We start from the raw sequence: 20,573 nt of genomic DNA, 5'->3' as shown, positions 1-20,573 counted from the left end.
GCTGAACTTGCTTAGATCCCATAGTCGCGCTCAACTTTGGCAATTCTGGTTTTAAAACTGCGATACCACTGCTCGCGACCGAGCTTTTGGGCGAGCAGGTGCTCTGTATTTGCTTTCCATTGCTTGATGGATGCCAGGTCTTGCCAGTAGGAGACAGTAATACCAACGCCCTCCCTGGCCGACTCGATGCCAAGAAAGCCAGGTTGTTCGGCAGCAAGTTGCACCATTTTATCAGCCATCGCAGCATAGTTGTCTTGGTCCCCCTTGGTGCGTACTGAGGTAAAAATCACCGCATAATATGGTGCTTTCGGTGTCGTTGCGATGGGGCTCATGGCCGCTCCCTTGTTTAAATGTATCAAGCAATTTCTGAGCACTACAGCCGCACACTGCCATGTGCAAACATGGCTTACTGGATTTAGCCCCCATACAACTGCTTGGCACGCTGCATCAGCTCTTGCTCTGAGACATCTTCGACATGGGTCGAAAACATCCAGTTATGACCATAGGGATCTTGCAGGCAAGCCATGCGATCGCCATAGAATTCATTGGAGGGGGGCCTGGTGATGGTAGCGCCAGCCGCTTCAGCCTGGGCCACCAGGGCATCGACATCCGGCACATAAATCATCACCCCAACCGGCGTACCACCCAACATCGGTGGGCTTTTGGTGCCCCAGTCATCGTTTTGCTCGCTCAGCATAAACAGCGCTTGTCCTAGCCGCATTTCTGCATGCATCACGCCTCCGCCTGGCATGTCCATTTTGACGATCAACTCGGCGCCAAAGGCCTGTTGGTAGAAGCCGATGGCATCGGCAGCATTTTTAATGGTCAGATACGGAATGGCTCCGCTGTAACCTTCTGGTATCGCTTGAACCTGCGACATGATCTCTCTCCTTGTTGCTTGGGCCCGCTTTTATCAGGCGGCTTCGTATGCACCAGAACAACAACCAACTCTGGTATGGGACATGTCCAGCCTTAACTTCAGGATGGCGCATACTTGGCAAATACCTCGGCTTCGGTCAGGTTCTCGGTCTGCTCACGGAAATTGTAAAAAGCCGGTTTTTGATCGATAAAAATTTGCTCGGTCAGGGCTAAGCCGTCTTCATCCTGAAACAAGCCGGCAGGCAGAATGTATTCGTTGGCATCCAGCAACCGGTAGTACAGATGGGTACCGCACTGTCGGCAAAAACCCCGGCTGGCCCAGTCGGAAGACGAATAATCGGTGATAAAATCCCGGCCTTCAAATTGAACTTCTTGGCCACAGTGCACAGCAAACAAGGGGCCGCCGCCCCAGCGACGACACATACTGCAGTGACAAACACTAACCTGATGGTGCGCTTTGGCGCTGATTTTTACCGAACCACATAAACACTGTGCTTGCATGCCTCTTCCTCCATTAGAGCTTGCCCTATGTGCTTACACACTATAATGCAAAGCACAGCCTCCGCCAGTGCATTTTGTTACGGAATGTTATGCAGATGAAGCAGAGCCGCGATGAACCGCCCATTCCTTGCTGGCACGATGCCGGTCTGGATCTGGCACGGCCATCACCGACTCGATGGTCTGTACATAGTAATCTGGCAGTTGCACTTCTTGCGCCCCCACCAGCACATGATGTTTGTACCAGTCGTATGGGATCACATCATTCCGAATACGAATAGCGTAGTAGATTAACGCTTCCAGGCTGTGGCCATCGGCGTGTTGCACCCACACCTGTTTGGCGTTGTAGCCGGTGCCCAGGCTTTCTGCCTGATCCAGCACCGGCCGCTCGGCTGGATCCATCTTATAGACGGCTCCGAGTACCCGATGGCTGTTCTCGCCGGTATAAAAAGCGTCGCATTTGGCCGAGCCATCGGTACTGGCTTTGTGAAATCGCAGCTGATATCCCACCAATTGGTACACACCAAGCCGCTCAGCGCTGGGTACCCGTTGGCGTAAGCGGGCCAGCGACAAATTGGAGCCATAGGCAAAATACAACATCAGCCGCGCTCCTGGTTTTCTTGTTGCCGGGCTGTGGCAATCTCGTCCAGCATGGCGTCCAGCGCCTGTCGACTAAGCCACTGGCCCCGCACCATGACGCCGGCCGGATGATAGAGCCCGGAGAGATCATCCAAAGGATTGCTGTCTACCAGCAGCAAATCGGCCCGGTGACCGGCTTTTACCAAACCAAAGGTATCCTGATCGCCAAAATACTCGCCCACCAATACGGTACCGCTGCGGAGGATATCGTAATGGCTCATGCCAGCCGCCGCCATCAACGGCAGTTCACGACGCAGCGATAGCCCTGGCACACTGTATAGCTGCGGTGCATCGGTACCCATCAAAATAGTGACCCCAGCCTGATACAAGGCACTGAGTAGCCGCTGGCGATTTGCTGCGTGGATGGCAGCCGTTTCACCGGTATAGTAAGCGCCGGAAGCCGAGTCCAGATAACGCCGCCAACCGCTTAGCACCCGGGCCGGCATGTATTTCAGCTCCTCAAAACTTTCCAGCGCCTCCCTATCGGCAGCACCAATAATGGTTTCCCACAGCGCCTGGGTCGGCACCACGGCTACCCCGTGCGCTTTGGTCAGGGCAACCAAGCCGGCCATGTCATCCTGACTAAGCTCGCGGTCAAAACCACCCAAGGCTGCCATGTAGCCATCCAGGTGATCAATGGTGCGGCTGCCTAGCTGAATGGCTTGCTCTACTCCGACAGCTGCCGGTACATGGCCCGCAAAATCGATGCCTTGTTGTTTGGCTTCAGCGGCGATGGCCTGATACTGCGCCAGGCTTAAACCCGGGTGAATTTTAAGCAAGTCCCAGCCCTCGCTTTTGTGCTGGCGCACACGCTCTCGGGCTTGCTCTGGAGAAGTCACGGTATGCTGATTGAAACTGGGACCGGCCAGATACAAAGTTGGCCCCAGCCGTTTGCCACTGGCAATGTCGTCTTTTAACCGCAATTGGTGCTCATGGCCCAGCATGCCTCGTACGGTAGTGACACCACCGGCCAGATAGAGCTTGAGCACATCATCCAGGTAGCGGGCCGGCATGCCACTAAAATCCACCATCGGCGGTACATGGCCATGCATTTCGGCAAGACCGGGCAGCAAATAACGCCCCCGACCATCAATCACTTTGGCGCCCTCTGGGATCGCCAGCTCCGCCGCCGGTGCCACCGCCACAATGCGATCGCCTTGCACCAGTACCCGCTGATTGGACAGTAGCTCTGCCGAGTCCATCGGCAGCACCTGCACCTGATCAAACACAATTACGCTGTGCTGAGCTGATTCCGCCTGCAATTGCCAGCCTGCAACCAACAACAAAGCGCCAAGCAAAACACCAGAAAGCCATCGCATAACCGTCAACCTGTGATGAGTGAACATGACGATAAGTATGATAAGCCCTGGCTATTCCTGCAACCAGACTGCTGCCAATGGTGCCAGCACTGCGACCAAGCTACTGGGCTAGCAGCCCAAAAACCGCCGGGCAAAACGGCTCAATTGCTGGCTTTGCTGGCCCGCCTGGTAACGCGCCTCGATCAGCACCGGCTGTTCGGGCCTGGCCAGCGCCAGCCGGATAGCCTGACTCAGGCTTGCTTCATCGTCGGCAACCAGTCCCAGCATGCCCATGGCCTCGGCCAGCTCGGCATAATGCCACTGACCAAGGTTGGCGCAGTCCAGCTTAGGTGCAAAGGCTTTGATCATCTCCCAATTGCTGTTGTTAAAAAGCACCACAATGGGACTCACGCCATAGCGCTGGCAATGCCCGAGCTCAAGCCCAGTCATGCGAAAAGCACCATCCCCCACCAGGACCACCGGCCGAAGACCGCTGGTTAACTGCACACCTATGGCAGCCGGTACTGCATAGCCCATCGAGGCATAAAAAGCCGGTGCCAGCAGCAAGCTGGGTGCAGCCTGCAACGAGGCAAACAAACAGTCGCCGATATCGGCCACCATCGGCAGGGTCGCCGGCTGCGCCGACAGTTCCCGGTGCAGGCACTGCATTAAGCGAATGGGATCCAATGCTTTGCTCGCGTCCGGCTCTGCTGGCACATCCAACGACCGAGCTACCTTTGTACTCAGGTTAAAGACCGGCAACTTCATAGCAGAGAGGGCTATCAGCAAATCGCGGATACCAAAACCAACGTAGAACTGCTCGCCAATGCGACAGCCCTGCTGCTGCACGTCAAGCACCCTGTCGGCCTGAAACAGGTGCTGATGGGCGGCAAAATTGCTGTCGGTTGGCAAGACACCCAGCTGAATGATTAAATCGGCCTGCTCAATCAGGGCAAAACTTTCGCTGTCTGCCTGATCCAGGAAAATGCCACGGTAATATGGATGCGTCTGATCAACCGCAGCCCGGCCAAGCAAGGTGGTCAGAATGGGAATTTGGCAGCTTTGGGCCAATTGCTCGACTTGCTCGACCGCGGCAAAACGCCGCACATCAACATCCACCAACAGCACTGGCTTCTTTGCTGCAGCCAAGCGCTGCTGCATGGCTTGCGCCGCCAATTCCAGCTGGGCTTCATCTACCTTGCGCCTCGGCAACCTGGGACGCTCAGCTACCGGAAAGTTGGCTGCATCACGGGGCCATTCAATCAGCACCGGCAAAGATTCCTGCTGACAAAGACGGCAGGCATGCTGCAACTGCTGCCAGGCGGTGGCCGGATCGTCCAGCCGTACCTGGCAGGCGGTGATCTCTTCAAAGATTTTCTTTTGCGAGTCAAAACGCCTGGCCTGATGATGGATCAGCAGCTGGCGCTCTTTCTCCGCTTTGGCCGGATAGCCGGCAATCACCAGCAGCGGCACATGCTCGACATAGGCTTGAGCCACGGCATTCACCGCATTCAATGCGCCGGCGCCGTAGGTCAGGATCACCGCCGCAGGGCGGTTGCTGATCCGGGCCGCTGCATCGGCGGCGAACACCGCCGCCGGTTCATGGCTTAAATACACCAGGGGCAGCTGATTTTTCTGCTGCAACTGCTCAAACAGCGGCAGTACAAAATCGCCGGGGATCCCATACAGGTGCTGCACGCCCATATCTTTGAGTTCACACAGCAGTGCATCCACTAAATTCATCGTCATCTCCAAAGTTAAGCTTTGCACTTAGTCTCGGAGTAAAGGGGTGACACTGGCTTGATCACGATCAAGGAAGGGTTGCTCGCTTTAAGCGCAGAAGGGGTAGTTGTCAGCTACCCCCTGCTCAACGGCGGCGACTAACGCAGCAATTGATAAAACGGCAGGATTTGCACCGACTCGCCGGCTGCGACCTGGCCCCGCTCTTGCTCCAGCGCAATGTAGCAATTGGCTTTAGCGGCACCACTGAGCACGGCCGAGCTTTGCTTGCCGACGGCCTGCACCTGCAACTGCCCATTCTGTTGCTGGTAATAACCGCGCTGAAAATCGGCTCTGCCGGGGGACTTTTTCAAAGGCTCGGTAGCGATGGCCTGCAAGCTTTCAGGCTGCGGCCGCTTTTCACCGGCCAAACGGCGCAGTACCGGTTGCACCAGCAGATCCATGGTGGCTGCCGTGGCCACCGGATTGCCGGGCAAGCCAAAAAACCAGCAAGAGCCCAAAGAACCAAAGGCGAAAGGCTTGCCTGGCTTCATTGCCACCTTCCAAAAGCCAATATCGCCCAGCTCAGACAACAGTTGACGGGTGTAATCGGCTTCGCCCACCGACACCCCGGCACTGGTGATCAGCACATCGGCTTCATCACTGGCGCGCAAAATCGCCTGCCGAATGGCCTCGGGCTTGTCCGGCAGCAAACCTAAATCCAGCACCGCCACTCCTAAACGCTGCAACATCGCCTGCAGCACATAGCGGTTGCTATCGTACAAATGCCCCGCCGGCAACGACTGCCCCGGCGCGACCAGCTCGTCGCCTGTGGAAAAAACCGCCACTTTCAGCCGGCGCAGCACCGCAATTTCCGCCAGGCCAATCGAGGCCAACAACCCAATGTCCACCGCGCTGAGGCGATGCCCTTTTGCCAACAACAGCTGGCCTGGGGCAATGTCTTCACCGGCCCGCCGCACATGCTCACCCGTTTTAGGAGCATGCAACAACCGAATGCCGGCTTCGGTTTGCTGCACCTGCTCTTGCATCACCACAGTGTCCAGTCCCTCGGGAAGAACAGCGCCAGTGGTAATGCGCACACAATGCCCGGCAGGAGTAACCCCCTCAAAGGCGTGACCAGCCAAAGCGGTGCCCGCCAACGGCAGCAGACGGTCCGCTGTGGCCTCTGCTGAGCGCAAGGCATAACCATCCATCGCCGAGTTATCAAAGGCTGGCACCGTGATCTCAGCCCGAACATCCTGCGCCAGTACCCTATCCAATGCCTGGGTTAAGCCGACAGCCTCGGTGGCATGCAGCGGCATCACCTGGCTGAGCATGGCATCAATGGCATCCTGCACCGGCATCATGCTCATGCTTTGGCTCCTTGCTGATTGACCATCCAGACCGCAGCTTCCACCCGTGAGCGCAGCCCCAGCTTTTTCAGCAGATGCTTAACATGCACCTTGACGGTGCCATCGGAGATGTCCAGTTCACGGGCAATCACTTTGTTGCTCATGCCTTTGGCAATCAAGCTGAGAATTTCGTACTCGCGGTTGGTCAGGCTGTTGAGCTCGGCATTGGGTTTAGGGCCGGGTTTTCGCAGTGCCGTCGCCAGCACCGCGGCAACCGATTCACTCAATACCATTTTACCGGTCACAGCCCGGCGAATTTGCTCTAACAATTGCTCCGGCTCCATGTCTTTTAACAGGTAACCATCAGCCCCCAGCGTAATGGCCTGCACCACATCTTCATCGGCATCCGATACCGTCAGCATCACAATACGCGAGGTCACCCCTTCTTTACGAAGTGCCTGCAAAGTAGCCAGGCCATCCATGCCCTGCATGTTCAGATCCAGGATGATTAAGTCCGGGTCCAGCTCTACCGCTATCGGGATGGCTTCTTTACCACTGCTGGCTTCAGCCACCACGGCTAAATCGTCCTCAAAGGACAACAATTGCTTTAAGCCTTTGCGCAATAAAGGATGGTCGTCAATCAGCATCACGCTGGCTGCTTCAACACTCATAAGGAACTCCTTAGCTCGCTGGTTTTGGCTATTAGCCGCGATCCCTGGCTGTGATTCTTTGATTCAGGTCATAGTTTGGTGCATTCACGTAAAAGTAACAAGGTCATAGCTGCAACAACAGGCCCAATACAGCCATATCTAAATAAATGATTTTAGACATTAAATTTATATGACGCAGCAGCAGCTACCTCTTTGTAGGTACCCATGGATAGTTGATGGCACAAAGGAGCTAACCCCTGAGTTGCATTGTCGTGCGAGCCAGCTGCACGCATAGTTAGCGCATCAGCAAACAGGAGTCTGACTATGTCTGATCTAAAACGATGGGAGCCGGAAAACGATAGCTTCTGGCAGCAAGAAGGCAACCGCATTGCCACCCGCAACCTTTGGATTTCGGTCCCAAGCTTGTTGTGTGGCTTTGCGGTCTGGATGATGTGGAGCATTATCAGTGTGCAGATGCTCAATTTAGGGTTTCCCTATTCGGCACCAGAGCTCTTTACCCTGGCCGCCATTGCTGGCCTGAGTGGCGCAACCCTCCGTATTCCGGCCAGTTTCTTTGTCCGGCTTTGCGGTGGCCGCTACACCATTTTCTTAACAACCAGTTTGCTGATGATCCCGGCATTTGGCACCGGAGTCGCTCTGCAAGATCCAAATACGCCGTTTTGGGTGTTCCAACTGATGGCCTTACTGTCGGGGATTGGTGGTGGTAACTTTGCCGCTTCGATGTCCAACATCAGTTTTTTCTATCCGAAGAAAAAACAAGGCCTGGCGCTGGGCATCAATGCCGGTCTTGGCAACTTCGGCGTCACCACCATGCAGATCCTGATCCCGCTCTTTATGACCTTCGGCGCTTTTACCCTGGTAGGCGGTGGCGATTCAATGACACTGCAACAATCCAGCGGCACCTTAATCGGCAGCATCCCCGCAGGCAGTGAAACCTGGATCCAAAACGCTGGTTTCCTGTGGCTGTTGCTACTGCTGCCATTGTCCTTTGCCATCTGGTTTGGCATGAACAACATCAATACCGAGGAGGTGACACCTCAATTACCGAGCGCTGCAGGCTCTTTCTCCATTCAGCTGGCGATGTATGGGATTGGTTTTATCACATCAATTCTTGGTTTGTGGTTGATTTTGCCAGCCTCGGCCAATGGCGCTGGCTTTAACATTCCGAATGAGCTGGTGCTGGTGCTGGTGCCACTGGCAACGGTGCTGGCGCTGAAGTTCTTACCCGGTGCCATTCGCACCAGTCTGGAGCGCCAGTACAAAATTTTCAACAACAAACACACCTGGGTGATGACCATACTGTACATCATGACCTTTGGCTCTTTTATTGGCTTTGCTGCTGCCCTGCCGCTGTCGATTCAGGTCATTTTTGGCTACAGCCACATTATGGTGGATGGCGTGATGACACACGACACCCCCAACCCGAATGGCCCGAGTGCTCTGACCTATGCCTGGATCGCCCCCTTTATTGGCGCCTTAATTCGCCCGGTTGGTGGCTGGATTTCTGATCGCTTGGGCGGTGCCCTGGTGACCCAGGTCTGTGCCGTGGTAATGGTGATTGCCGCGCTTGGTGCTGCCTACTTTATGCAGCAAGCCTATCAATCGGCCAGTCCAGAGCAGTACTTTATGCCGTTTTTCCTGCTGTTCTTACTGCTGTTTGCAGCCAGCGGCATTGGCAATGCCTCCACCTTTAAAACCATCGCGGTGGTGTTTCCGAAGGAGCAGGCAGGCCCGGTGCTGGGCTGGACCTCAGCCATGGCTGCCTATGGCGCCTTCTACATTCCGCAGGTGTTTGGTGAACAAATCCGTGCTGCAACCCCTGAGCACGCCATGATTGGCTTTGCCATTTTCTACGCGCTTTGCCTGGTGCTGAACTGGTTCTACTACCTGCGCAAGTCCGGCGAGTTCTACAATCCTTGAGCCATCAGCAGGCAGCAGCTTGACCGCTGCTGCCTCTGCGACTTTGGTCGCAATTTCCCTGTTTTTGGGAGGCTGCTTTGCGCTGGATCAATGGCAAGCATCACCCCCACTCTTATACTGCCGGCTGCTTTTTAACCAGCCAAGGTGATATGTGGTAAGCCATCTGACCGAACTGCTCAGCAGCGCGCACAACCCGGAACCTAAAGTTTGCCAGATCATCAGCCAGCAATTGATTCGCTGCTCACCCAACACCTCAGTGCAGCAAGCGGCCCGGCTGATGCACCAGCATCAAGTTAGCTGCATTCTTATTTGTGACGACTCAGCAGTACTGGGGATCTGGACAGAAGCCGATGCTAAGCGTTTAAATTGCCTGCAAGCCGATGCCTTCAGACAACCAATCCATCAAGTGATGACCAGCCCGGTGATCCATGTCAGCGCCGATATTGCGCTGAATCAGGCAGCCAGTCTGATGCTGCAAAAGCGCATTCGTCGTTTGCTGGTGCTCGATAACGAGCAGCGTCCACTGGGGATGCTGACCCAAACCGATATCATCCGACAGCAACGCATCGAACACTATTTACGCTTGCGTGATGTTGGCAGCAGCATTTCCAGGCCGCCTTTGATTCTGTGCAGCAAGACACCCCTGAATCATGCGGTCAAAGCGATGCAGCAGCACAATGCCGAAGCGGCGATAGTCACCTTTACCGACGGGGTGCACGGCATTATCACTGAGCGGGATCTGATTCGGTTGATTGCCGATGGCAATTGCCATGCTGAGCTCTGGCAACTGGCAAAGCGCCCGGTTTTAACCGTTTCGCACAGCTGCAGCCTGTTGCAGGCGGTTGATTTACTGAAAGAGAAAAACTTTCGCCACCTGGCCGTTTGCAACGAGCATGAAGCGATCTGCGGCTTGCTGTCATTCAGCGATATTTTAATCCACGTCGAGTACGCCTACGTGGAGCAGCTGAAGCAAGCACTGCAGGCCCGGGATCAGGCGCTGCGAACTTCAGCCGACTATTTGCGGCTGGCACAAAAGGTCATTGATGCCTCGCTGGATGGCATCATGATCACCAATGTCAATGGCATCATCGAATCGGTCAACCCCAGCTTTAGCCAGCTGACCGGTTACAGCGCCGAAGAAGCCATCGGCCAGACCCCGGCTTTACTCAGCTCTGGCCTGCACAACAAAGACTTTTATCGCACGCTCTGGGCAACCCTGCTGCAGCAAGGCCACTGGCAAGGCGAGATCTGGAACAAGCGCAAAAATGGTGAGATTTACCCGGAGTGGCTATCCATCACCGCCATTCGCGGCGAAGATGGGGACATCTGCCAGTTTGCAGCCATTTTCAGCGACATCAGTGAGCGCAAATATCAGGAAACTAAAATTCATCAACTGGCCTACCTGGATGAATTGACCGGCCTGGCCAACCGCCGGATGTTTCTGGATCGGCTGAAATTGGCACTGGCCAATGCTCATCGCCACCAGCACCAGATGGCGGTATTGTTTCTGGATTTGGATCTATTCAAACGCATCAATGATACCTTAGGGCATCAGGCTGGCGATGACGCCTTGAAAGAGGTTGCCAAACGTCTGCAAGCCACGGTGCGCGAAGGCGAGTCGGTGGCCCGGCTTGGCGGTGATGAATTTACCATTTTACTGCCGGAAATCACCGATACCACCTCGCTGGAGAACCTGGCCAAACGTCTGGTTAGTCAGTTCGATTTGCCGTTTCGCTTGCTGGAGCAGGATTTTTTCCTTACCACCAGCATTGGCATCAGTGTCTACCCCAGAGATGCACAAAGCGCCGATCAGTTGATCAAGCATGCCGATGTCGCCATGTATCAGGCGAAAAATGCCGGTCGCAATCAATACTGTTTTTATCAGGAAAGCGTTGGTCAGCAAACCCAGAATGAACTCAAGCTGGAGCAAGCGCTGCGCCAGGCGCTGCAACAACAACATCTGCAGGTGTTTTACCAACCCAAAGTCTGCCTGAAAACACAACAGCTAACCGGGCTGGAAGCACTGGTACGTTGGCAACACCGTGAGCATGGCTTTATTTCGCCGGCCAGCTTTATTCCACTGGCAGAAAAGCTGGGGCTGATTTCATTGCTCAGCGATCAGGTACTGGCGCAAGTCTGTCGCGATATCCGCGATTACAAGCTGGCGCTACCGGTTGCCGTGAACATTTCCGCCATGCAATTGCTGGAGCCAACCTTCAGCCAGCGACTGCAACACCAGCTGCAGCAATACCAGATTGCTCCCAAATGCATAGAACTGGAGCTGACTGAAAGCTGCTTAATTCCAGAGCACGCCGACAACACCCTCATGCTGCTCACAAACCTGCGTCAGCAAGGCTTTCGGCTGTCGATTGATGACTTTGGCACCGGTTATTCGTCGCTTTCCTACCTAAGACGCTTGCCGATCGATTGTTTAAAAATCGATCGCAGCTTCGTTGATGAACTACCAGATAACAGTGAAGATGCCCAAATTGCTCAGGCCATTATCGCCATGGCCAAGGCACTGGGCCTGGATGTGATTGCTGAGGGTGTCGAGCACCCACAGCAACAAGCATTCTTACTAAAAGCGGGCTGCAGCATGGCGCAAGGCTATTTGTATGCACCGGCTTTGCCCATTGCCGAGTTAAACAGCCAGCTCGCCAAGGCATGAGCACGAACTAAGCGCTGGCCAGCTGCGCCATGCACTCCGGCACAAAACGGAAATAGATACCGGTGCCGCCATCCGCGCGGTTCTGGATAGCAAGCTCACCACCCAGTTGCCTGCTGCGCTCCTGCATAATGGCCAGGCCATAGTGGTTGAGCTTTTCCGGTTGCGCCGGCAAACCTACGCCATTATCTTCCAACTTCAGCTCTATCGCTTTGTCCTTGCCCTGTCGCAGCTCTATTGACAGCTCAGAGCCCTGGCTGTGGTGCACCGCATTTTGGCTGGCTTCTCGAATGATCTGCAGCAAGTGAATTTCTTCCGTTGGCGTCAGTGGCAAGTGCTCCAGTTGATAATCCAGCCGGATCCGCAGGCTGGATTGCTCAGTCAGTTGTTTAACGGTGGTTTGCAAAGCTTGCTGCAAACCGGCTCCATCCACCTTAAGCCGGAAAGTGGTAAGCAGTTCGCGCAGCTGCCGGTAGGCCGAACTTAAGCCTTCTTTCAGTTCATCGGCCACATCCTGCAACATGGCTTTGTTGTCACTGGCCAGGCCTTTATTCAGCCGGGTTACCTGAATTTTTAAATAGGATAGGGATTGGGCCAGTGAGTCGTGCAGCTCACGGGCAATCACCGAGCGCTCCTGCATCAGAGCCAAACGTCGTACCTGTTCCTCTTCGCCTTTTAAACTCAACGCCAATGCCAGCAAATCGGCCACCGATTGCAGCAATTGCTGCTGCCAGTCGTGCAAGGCTTTGTCTTTGGCCTGGCGGGCCACCAGCACGCCATAGTGGTGCTGCTCCCTGTCCAGTGGATAGCGATACACCAGCTGCGCTTGCTCGGTGCGAATATCCTGCCCTTGCGATACGCAATCCTGACAGCTGGTTTTCACGCAGTGCATGTGTGGATTCTGCTCCGGCTGCACCTGCAAGTAGGGGCTGGAGCCCTGCTCGGTCAACAGGCACAGCTCGAGCTCATCGGTTTGAAGAATGGTCTGCAGCTCGGTCACCAGTTCAGAAAAATCTGCCGAGTGCAGACTGTGCTCACTGATGCTGCGGGCTATATCAAACAAAAACTGCAAACGGGTGTTGCTGTGCTGCAGCGCTTCAGTTTGTTGCTGCACCCGCTTTTCCAGATTGCCGTACATGTAACCGATGGCACTGTTCATTTTGTTAAAGCTATGGGCCAAAGTGCCCAGTTCATCCTGCTGCTGCGCTGTAATGCGGTGGGTAAAGTCGCCCTGCGCAATGCGACGGGCCCCTTTAATCAAGTCCTGCAATGGCTCCTGCACCATCACCCGCAGCCAGTACATCACAATAATGGACAGCAAAATGGTGGCCAGTACCGCCACCACCTGCACGGTGCGAAAGGCCCGCACTTTTTGCTCGGCATCCTGCTGAATAGCCAGTACCAGCACATCCAGCAAACGGACTTGCTCGGTCAATACGGACTCCAGCTCAGCAATGTCGGTTTGCTCGGCCGCCAGCAACGGTGCCACCGTCAACCAATGACGATAAGCGGTATCGTACTTGGTCTGGATCTCTGGCTGGTGCAAAAAGCGTTTAAATACCGGATGCTGCCAACTGCTGTTTAACTGCTGTTTTGCCCCGGCTAAGCGCTCAGGTTCTTGCTGCAATTTAAGCCAGGCCAGCCGGTAACTTTGCATCCGCAAGGAGCCCGCCACATTGACCGCATGGGCATCGCTGTCGGCTTTATCCGACAACCAGTACGACACCATCATGGTGGTCAGCGCCAGCGTCACGATGCAAGCCAGCGCAATGTTGATACGGGTAACGACGGAAAAAGGGCGCATAGTATCTCCAATGCGAATTCATCTAAGCATAACCTGAAAAGCAGCAGCGTGCAGCCGCGATTGTTCCTGCAGCTGGCACAATCGAGCTACCCCCTTTGCCCCGCCCAGGTTAGCACGCCACACCAAGGGGGTAGTTCCGTGATTTCAGCCCCAGCATTTTCAGGCATTTAGCCCAAAAACACACTACCACTTAGTGGGTATTACCCTTCTTAATCAGTAAGTTAGCTAAGTGGCAGCCTTGATCCAAATCAAGCATCATTAAGCGGTTCTTTCTATGATGTGCCTACTGAATAAGTAAAAACCGTCTGTTCATGCAGGACAAGACCAGGAGTGTACGATGAGTCACCTACTCGACAAACTGCGCTATTTTACTGCGCGCAAAGAGCCCTTCTCCGACGGGCATGGCGTTACCACCGATCAGGACCGCAGCTGGGAGCAAGGCTACCGCCAGCGCTGGCAGCACGACAAAGTGGTGCGCTCGACCCATGGCGTCAACTGCACCGGCTCGTGCAGCTGGAAAATCTACGTCAAAGATGGCCTGGTCACCTGGGAAACCCAGCAGACCGATTACCCACGCACCCGGCCGGATTTACCAAACCATGAGCCACGCGGCTGTCCGCGGGGTGCCAGTTACTCCTGGTACATCTACAGTGCCAACCGCTTAAAGTACCCCAAGATGCGCGGCCAGCTGATGAAGCTATGGCGCGAAGCCAAAGCGCAGCACAGCGATCCGGTCAAAGCCTGGGAGTCCATCGTCAGCGATCCGGTCAAAGCCAAAAGCTACAAAGAGCGCCGCGGCCTGGGTGGTTTTGTCCGTGCCAGCTGGGATGAAGTGAACGAGCTGATTGCCGCCTCCAACACCTACACCGCCAAAACCTATGGTCCGGATCGCATCACCGGCTTCTCGCCCATTCCGGCGATGTCGATGGTGTCCTACGCCGCCGGTGCCCGTTACTTATCCTTGATTGGCGGCAACTGCTTGAGCTTCTACGACTGGTACTGCGACCTGCCGCCAGCTTCGCCGCAAATCTGGGGCGAGCAAACCGACGTGCCGGAGTCGGCCGACTGGTACAACTCCAATTACATCATTGTCTGGGGTTCGAACGTACCGCAAACCCGCACGCCGGATGCACACTTTTTAACCGAGGTGCGTTACAAAGGTACCAAAACCTGTGTCATTACCTCGGACTACTCCGAAGCCTCCAAGTTTGGCGACACCTGGCTAGCCCCGCGTCAGGGCACCGATGCCGCCCTTGCCATGGCCTTTAGCCATGTGATTTTAAAAGAGTTCCACGTCGATAACCCAAGCACTTATTTTACCGACTACATCAAACGCTACACCGACATGCCAATGCTGGTGCTGCTGGACGAGGCCGGCGACCACAAAACCCAGGGGCGCTTCCTGCGGGCGGCCGATTTGGTTGATCAGCTGGGTGAGAGCAACAACCCGGACTGGAAAACCATCGCCATCAATGCGGCAGATCAGCGTCTGACCAGCCCGAATGGCGCCATTGGTTACCGCTGGGGTGAAGATGCCGCCAAGTGGAACCTGGAGCAAAAAGACCGTCAGGGTGAGGTTGATTTACTACTGAGCTTAAAAGATCAGCACGACGAACTGGTTGAAGTCGCCTTCCCCTACTTTGGCGGCGCACCGCACGAGTACCAGTACTTCCAGCACACCGAGCACAGCGACACCCAGCTGCGTAAAATCCCGGCCAAACGGGTGCAACTGGCCGATGGCAGCACGGCTTTAGTGGCTACTGTGTTTGACATGATGCTGGCACACTACGGCGTCGACAATGGCCTGGGCGATGACAGTCGCGCCAAAAGCTTTGACGACAATGTACCGTACACCCCAGCCTGGCAAGAAGCCATTACCGGCGTCAAACGTGCCGATGTGATCCGCATTGCCCGCGAGTTCGCCCGCACCGCCGATAAAACCCGTGGTCGCTCTATGGTCATCGTCGGTGCCGCGCTGAACCACTGGTACCACATGGACATGAACTACCGTGGCCTGATTAACATGCTGATGCTGTGTGGCTGTATTGGCCAAAGCGGTGGCGGCTGGGCGCACTATGTCGGCCAGGAAAAACTGCGGCCGCAAACCGGCTGGGCCCCACTGGCCTTTGCGCTGGATTGGCAACGTCCGCCACGCCATATGAACGGTACCTCCTTTTTCTACAACCACTCCAGCCAGTGGCGCTATGAAAAACTGGATATGAGCGAAGTGATTTCGCCGCTGGCCAACAAAGACAAGTGGTCTGGCAGCATTATCGACTTCAACAGCCGCGCCGAGCGCATGGGCTGGTTGCCTTCCGCGCCGCAGCTTGGGGTCAACCCACTGGGCCTGGCAGCCGAAGCCAAAGCTGCCGGGGTGGAGCTAAAAGACTATGTGCTGCAGCAGCTGAAAGATCGCAAAGTCAAGTTTGCCTGCGAGCAGCCGGAAAACCCGCAAAACTTCCCGCGCAACATGTTTATCTGGCGCTCAAACCTGCTGGGCTCCAGCGGCAAAGGCCATGAGTACATGCTGCGCCATCTGCTGGGCACCAAGCATGGTTTGCTCGGTAAAGATCTGGGCGAATTTGGCGGCAAAAAACCGGAAGATGTGGAATGGACCGACCAGCCGGCCGAAGGCAAGGTCGATTTGTTCGTGACGCTGGATTTTCGGATGTCCACTACCTGTCTGTATTCCGACATCGTGTTGCCGACGGCCACCTGGTACGAAAAAGACGACATGAACACCTCGGACATGCACCCCTTTATTCACCCGCTGACCGCCGCCATTGACCCGGTGTGGGAAGCACGCAGTGACTGGGAAATCTTTAAAGGCATTGCCAAAGAATTCTCCCGTGTCTGTGTGGGCCACCTGGGCAAAGAAACCGATGTAGTCACCACCCCGATGCACCACGATACCCCGGCCGAGCTGGCTCAGCCTTATGGTGTCAAAGCTTGGTGGAAAGGCGAATGCGAAGCCATTCCGGGGAAAACCATGCCGCACATCAATGTGGTGGAGCGCGATTACCCCAACACCTATGCCCGCTTTACCTCGCTTGGCCCGCTGATGGAAAACATCGGCAATGGCGGCAAAGGCATTGGCTGGGATACCAAAGAAGAAGTCGAGTTCCTGCGTAAACTGAACCGCACCCACACCGGCGAAGGCGCAAATCAAGGCCTGGCCAAAATTGAGTCGGCAGTCGATGCCTGTGAAGTGATTTTATCGCTGGCACCGGAAACCAATGGCCATGTGGCGGTAAAAGCCTGGGGCGCACTGAGTAAAATTACCGGCCGCGATCACACCCATCTGGCCAAACCGAAAGAAGAGGAAAAGATCCGCTTCAACGACATCGTGGCGCAGCCGCGCAAAATCATCTCCTCCCCCACCTGGTCGGGTTTGGAAGATGAGCATGTGTCCTACAACGCCGGCTACACCAATGTGCACGAGCTGATCCCATGGCGCACCATCACCGGCCGACAGCAGTTCTATCAGGATCACGAGTGGATGCGTGACTTTGGCGAAACCCTTTGTGCCTACAAGCCGCCAATCAACCTGAAAACGGTGCAGCCGGTGCTGAACCAAAAGCCCAATGGCAACAAGGAAATTGTGCTGAACTGGATCACCCCACACCAGAAATGGGGCATTCACAGCACCTACTCCGACAACCTGTTGATGCTGACCTTATCCCGCGGCGGCCCCATTGTCTGGTTAAGTGAAATCGACGCCAAAGCCGCCGGCATTGAAGACAACGACTGGATTGAAATCTTCAACGTCAATGGTTCTATTTCAGCCCGGGCTGTGGTGTCACAGCGGGTTCCTGAAGGCATGAGCATGATGTACCACGCTCAGGAGCGGATTGTGAACGTACCAGGCTCGGAAATGACCGGCAGCCGCGGCGGCATTCACAATTCAGTGACCCGCGCAGTGATGAAGCCAACCCATATGATTGGTGGCTACGCCCAGCAGGCCTATGGCTTTAACTACTACGGCACCGTCGGTTGCAACCGCGACGAGTTCGTCATTGTTCGCAAAATGAACAAAGTCGATTGGCTGGATACCGAATAAGGTTGGAGTAAGGAGTTATCATGAAAATCAGAGCACAAATCGGCATGGTGCTGAATCTGGACAAATGCATTGGCTGTCACACCTGCTCCATCACCTGCAAGAACGTCTGGACCTCGCGCGAAGGCGTGGAGTACGCCTGGTTCAACAACGTTGAAACCAAGCCAGGCATTGGCTTTCCAAAAGAATGGGAAAACCAGGACAAGTGGAAAGGCGGCTGGCAGCGTAAAAGCAACGGCAAGCTGGTGCCCAAAATCGGTGGCAAACTGCGGGTGCTGGCGAATTTATTTGCCAACCCGGACCTACCGGAAATCGACGACTACTACGAGCCGTTCGATTTTGATTACCAGCATCTGCACAACGCCAAAGACAGCAAGCACCAGCCGGTCGCCCGGCCCCGCTCGCTGATCAGCGGCCAGCGGATGGAAAAAATTGAGTGGGGCCCGAACTGGGAAGAAATTCTTGGTACCGAGTTCGAAAAACGGAAAAAAGATCAGAACTTCAACGAAGTGGTGCAAAAAGACATCTACGGTCAGTTTGAAAAGACCTTTATGATGTACCTGCCAAGGCTGTGCGAACACTGTCTGAACCCGACCTGTGTTGCCTCTTGCCCCAGTGGTGCCATTTACAAGCGCGAAGAAGACGGCATTGTGCTGATTGATCAGGACAAATGCCGCGGCTGGCGGATGTGTGTGTCCGGTTGCCCGTACAAAAAAATCTACTTCAACTGGAAAACCGGCAAGTCGGAAAAATGCACCTTCTGCTACCCGCGGATTGAAGCCGGCCAGCCCACCACCTGTTCAGAAACCTGCGTCGGCCGCATCCGCTACCTTGGTGTGCTGCTGTACGATGCCGACAAAATTGAAGCCGCGGCCAGCGTTGCCAACGAGAAAGACTTGTATCAGGCCCAACTGGACCTGTTCCTCGACCCGCACGATCCCAAGGTGATTGAAGCGGCACGCAAGGAAGGCATTCCGGATAACTGGTTAAAAGCCGCCCAGCGCTCGCCGGTCTACATGATGGCGATGGACTGGAAAGTGGCGCTGCCACTGCACCCGGAGTACCGCACCCTGCCGATGGTCTGGTACGTGCCGCCACTGTCGCCGATTCAGAGCGCGGCCGAAGCCGGCCATGTCGGCATGAACGGTGAAATCCCGGATCTGAAATCGCTGCGCATTCCGCTGCGTTACCTGGCCAATATGCTGACTGCAGGCGACGAAGCACCGGTCGTTCGGGCGCTGGAGCGGATGATTGCAATGCGTGCTTACAAACGCTCGCAGCAGGTGGATAGCGTGGAAGATCTGGAAGTACTGAAACAGGTCGGCCTGAGCAAAGATAGGGTCGAGGAAATGTACCGCTACATGGCGCTGGCCAACTTTGAAGATCGTTTTGTTATCCCAACCAGCCACCGGGCTTACGCCGAAAATGCCTACGATTTAAAAGGCGAATGTGGCTTTAGCTTCGGCAATGGCTGTGGCGGTGGTGACAGCAAGCTGAACATCTTTGGCGGCAGCAGCAAAGGGGTCCGCAAAGTGATCCCAGTCACGGTAAAGGAGTAAGGCATGCGCATACTACAACTGATTTCCCTGTTGCTGGAATACCCAACCGAAGCGCTGTTGACAGCAAAAGCCGACGCCAGGCAGCTGGTGGCCGAGTCGCCGCTGTCTGAAGCGCAGCAGCAAGGCCTGCTCGATTTTATCGAGCAACGCTTTAGCGGCGATTTGATGGACTGGCAGTCCGATTACGACGGCCTGTTCGAGCGCGGTCGCTCCTTGTCCTTGCTGCTGTTTGAGCACCTGCATGGCGAGTCGCGTGACCGCGGTCAGGCCATGGTCGATTTGATGAACCAGTACAAGTCGGCTGGCCTGCAGATTGATGTGCGCGAGCTGCCGGATCATCTGCCGCTATACCTGGAGTTCTTAAGCACTCAGGGCGACGAGAATGCCGCCCTCGGCCTGGCTGAAGTGGCGCATATTCTGTCGGTGCTGCTGTGCCGGCTGGAGCAGCGCAACTGCAATTATCAGGTGCTGTTCAGTGCTTTGCTGGAACTGTCTGGGGTCGATGTGGAACTGGACTCGGTGCGGGAGCAGCTGAAAAACGAGCAGCGCGACGATACCAAAGAAGCGCTGGATAAAGTCTGGGAAGAAGAAATGGTGACCTTTGGCCCGGGCTCAGAACAGGATGGCTGCGGCAGCAGCCACAAACCCTCTGAAAAGCAGCGGCGCGATCACCACGTGCCACTGCAATGGACCGATGCCAGCCAGGCACCCGGAAACACTGTCCGCTCAGGAGTTGCGTCATGAACTTTACAGATATGTTGTTGTTTGGGATCTACCCTTACATTGCTTCGGTGATTTTCTTTCTGGGCAGCCTGCTGCGCTATGATCGCGAGCAGTACAGCTGGAAAGCCCAGTCCAGTCAGATGCTGGATAAAAAGTACTTCCGCGTGGCCAGTGTGTTTTTCCACGTCGGTATTATCATGATTTTCTTTGGTCACTTTGCAGGTTTGGTGATCCCTTACGAAGTCTGGGATTTCCTTGGCATTACCCTGGCCGGCAAGCAACTCATTGCCATGGGTGTCGGTGGCTTCTTCGGGGTGATCTGCTTTATCGGCATGACCATGCTGGTGTACCGCCGCTTGTTCAATCCACGGGTTCGTGCCAGCAGCTCGACCATGGATACACTGATTTTGCTGCTGATTTACTGGCAGCTGATCCTGGGCATCCTGACCATCTTTGTCTCCACCGGTCATATGGACGGCTATGTGATGAAAGATCTGATGAGCTGGTCGCGTTACCTGCTGACCTTCCGTCCGGCTGAAGCCATTGGTTTTGTCGAGGATCTGCACTGGATTTACAAAGCCCATATCTTCTGGGGGGTGACCTTGTTTGTGCTGTTCCCGTTCAGCCGCCTGGTGCATATCTGGAGCGTGCCGGTTGGTTACTTCGGCCGCAACTATCAGGTGGTACGCCGTCGCTTTGGTGGCCGTAAGGCTTAAACATCAATGCCTGAAGGCGATGCTGCGGTAAGCAATAAAGGGGACCTGAGCAGCATGGATGTGATCAAGAGCC

General features: G+C 55.2%; 15 protein-coding genes. 6 read left to right on the top strand and 9 right to left on the bottom strand.

Features of this window, described 5'->3' with window-relative positions:
- Positions 1-11: 11 nt before the first annotated feature.
- The 8 genes from Q3O59_RS05380 to narL form a co-directional block, all read right to left on the bottom strand.
- The gene (locus tag Q3O59_RS05380; protein WP_305944601.1) at positions 12-332 is read right to left on the bottom strand and encodes an antibiotic biosynthesis monooxygenase family protein; all 321 of its coding nucleotides are present in this window, start codon (positions 330-332) and stop codon (positions 12-14) included.
- Between the two features lie 83 nt (positions 333-415).
- The gene (locus Q3O59_RS05375; protein WP_305944600.1) at positions 416-880 is read right to left on the bottom strand and encodes a VOC family protein; all 465 of its coding nucleotides are present in this window, start codon (positions 878-880) and stop codon (positions 416-418) included.
- Positions 881-978: 98 nt separating this feature from the next.
- Positions 979-1,380: a GFA family protein gene (locus Q3O59_RS05370; RefSeq protein WP_305944599.1), complete on the bottom strand. Its 402-nt coding sequence runs from the start codon at positions 1,378-1,380 to the stop codon at positions 979-981.
- Between the two features lie 87 nt (positions 1,381-1,467).
- Positions 1,468-1,977, bottom strand: a complete 510-nt coding sequence (locus tag Q3O59_RS05365) for a gamma-glutamylcyclotransferase family protein (protein WP_305944598.1) — start codon at positions 1,975-1,977, stop codon at positions 1,468-1,470.
- Positions 1,977-3,335, bottom strand: a complete 1,359-nt coding sequence (locus tag Q3O59_RS05360; RefSeq protein ID WP_305944597.1) for an amidohydrolase family protein — start codon at positions 3,333-3,335, stop codon at positions 1,977-1,979. The genes Q3O59_RS05365 and Q3O59_RS05360 overlap by 1 nt, the downstream gene beginning before the upstream one ends.
- Positions 3,336-3,443: 108 nt before the next feature.
- Positions 3,444-5,057, bottom strand: coding sequence for a thiamine pyrophosphate-binding protein (locus Q3O59_RS05355; RefSeq protein WP_305944596.1), 1,614 nt, complete (start codon positions 5,055-5,057; stop codon positions 3,444-3,446).
- Positions 5,058-5,194: 137 nt separating this feature from the next.
- Positions 5,195-6,406 carry a molybdopterin molybdotransferase MoeA gene (gene moeA, locus Q3O59_RS05350; RefSeq protein WP_305944595.1) on the bottom strand — a complete coding sequence of 404 codons (1,212 nt, stop codon included), beginning with the start codon at positions 6,404-6,406 and terminating at the stop codon, positions 5,195-5,197.
- Entirely contained in the window at positions 6,403-7,056 is a 654-nt protein-coding gene (narL, locus tag Q3O59_RS05345; RefSeq protein ID WP_305944594.1) for a two-component system response regulator NarL, read from the bottom strand. The genes moeA and narL overlap by 4 nt, the downstream gene beginning before the upstream one ends.
- A 303-nt stretch (positions 7,057-7,359) precedes the next feature.
- On the opposite strand from narL, the gene Q3O59_RS05340 reads away from it, so the two are divergent.
- Together Q3O59_RS05340 and Q3O59_RS05335 are read left to right on the top strand one after the other, a co-directional pair.
- Positions 7,360-8,976 (top strand): MFS transporter, encoded by a 1,617-nt coding sequence (locus Q3O59_RS05340; protein WP_305944593.1) that lies wholly within the window; start codon positions 7,360-7,362, stop codon positions 8,974-8,976.
- 151 nt (positions 8,977-9,127) lie between these two features.
- Positions 9,128-11,644: an EAL domain-containing protein gene (locus Q3O59_RS05335; RefSeq protein WP_305944592.1), complete on the top strand. Its 2,517-nt coding sequence runs from the start codon at positions 9,128-9,130 to the stop codon at positions 11,642-11,644.
- A 7-nt stretch (positions 11,645-11,651) separates the two neighbouring features.
- Here the strand turns inward: Q3O59_RS05335 and Q3O59_RS05330 are convergent, their stop codons facing one another.
- Positions 11,652-13,445, bottom strand: a complete 1,794-nt coding sequence (locus tag Q3O59_RS05330; RefSeq protein WP_305944591.1) for a histidine kinase — start codon at positions 13,443-13,445, stop codon at positions 11,652-11,654.
- A 337-nt stretch (positions 13,446-13,782) separates the two neighbouring features.
- Between Q3O59_RS05330 and Q3O59_RS05325 the strand changes: the two genes are divergently transcribed.
- From Q3O59_RS05325 to narI, 4 genes are read left to right on the top strand one after another with little or no spacing between them, the layout of a single operon-like run.
- Complete coding sequence (locus Q3O59_RS05325) at positions 13,783-17,505, top strand: nitrate reductase subunit alpha (protein WP_305944590.1); 3,723 nt, start codon at positions 13,783-13,785, stop codon at positions 17,503-17,505.
- A gap of 20 nt (positions 17,506-17,525) precedes the next feature.
- On the top strand, positions 17,526-19,061 hold the full coding sequence (gene narH, locus Q3O59_RS05320; protein WP_305944589.1) for a nitrate reductase subunit beta: 1,536 nt from the start codon (positions 17,526-17,528) through the stop codon (positions 19,059-19,061).
- Between the two features lie 3 nt (positions 19,062-19,064).
- A complete protein-coding gene (gene narJ, locus Q3O59_RS05315) occupies positions 19,065-19,805 on the top strand; it encodes a nitrate reductase molybdenum cofactor assembly chaperone (protein ID WP_305944588.1) in 741 nt (246 codons plus the stop codon).
- Entirely contained in the window at positions 19,802-20,500 is a 699-nt protein-coding gene (narI, locus tag Q3O59_RS05310; RefSeq protein WP_305944587.1) for a respiratory nitrate reductase subunit gamma, read from the top strand. The genes narJ and narI overlap by 4 nt, the downstream gene beginning before the upstream one ends.
- Positions 20,501-20,573: the final 73 nt, after the last annotated feature.

This window comes from Alkalimonas delamerensis (assembly GCF_030717955.1).
Classification (GTDB): domain Bacteria; phylum Pseudomonadota; class Gammaproteobacteria; order Enterobacterales; family Alteromonadaceae; genus Alkalimonas; species Alkalimonas delamerensis.
This window is presented reverse-complemented; position numbering and strand designations above follow the sequence as displayed.

Coding starts and splice junctions, on each gene's coding strand:
- Q3O59_RS05340 (WP_305944593.1), top strand. CDS start 7,360: ATGTCTGATCTAAAACGATGGGAGCCGGAAAACGATAGCTTCTGGCAG.
- Q3O59_RS05355 (WP_305944596.1), bottom strand. CDS start 5,057: ATGAATTTAGTGGATGCACTGCTGTGTGAACTCAAAGATATGGGCGTG.
- Q3O59_RS05330 (WP_305944591.1), bottom strand. CDS start 13,445: ATGCGCCCTTTTTCCGTCGTTACCCGTATCAACATTGCGCTGGCTTGC.
- Q3O59_RS05380 (WP_305944601.1), bottom strand. CDS start 332: ATGAGCCCCATCGCAACGACACCGAAAGCACCATATTATGCGGTGATT.
- Q3O59_RS05365 (WP_305944598.1), bottom strand. CDS start 1,977: ATGTTGTATTTTGCCTATGGCTCCAATTTGTCGCTGGCCCGCTTACGC.
- moeA (WP_305944595.1), bottom strand. CDS start 6,406: ATGAGCATGATGCCGGTGCAGGATGCCATTGATGCCATGCTCAGCCAG.
- Q3O59_RS05375 (WP_305944600.1), bottom strand. CDS start 880: ATGTCGCAGGTTCAAGCGATACCAGAAGGTTACAGCGGAGCCATTCCG.
- narL (WP_305944594.1), bottom strand. CDS start 7,056: ATGAGTGTTGAAGCAGCCAGCGTGATGCTGATTGACGACCATCCTTTA.
- narH (WP_305944589.1), top strand. CDS start 17,526: ATGAAAATCAGAGCACAAATCGGCATGGTGCTGAATCTGGACAAATGC.
- narI (WP_305944587.1), top strand. CDS start 19,802: ATGAACTTTACAGATATGTTGTTGTTTGGGATCTACCCTTACATTGCT.
- Q3O59_RS05360 (WP_305944597.1), bottom strand. CDS start 3,335: ATGCGATGGCTTTCTGGTGTTTTGCTTGGCGCTTTGTTGTTGGTTGCA.
- Q3O59_RS05325 (WP_305944590.1), top strand. CDS start 13,783: ATGAGTCACCTACTCGACAAACTGCGCTATTTTACTGCGCGCAAAGAG.
- narJ (WP_305944588.1), top strand. CDS start 19,065: ATGCGCATACTACAACTGATTTCCCTGTTGCTGGAATACCCAACCGAA.
- Q3O59_RS05370 (WP_305944599.1), bottom strand. CDS start 1,380: ATGCAAGCACAGTGTTTATGTGGTTCGGTAAAAATCAGCGCCAAAGCG.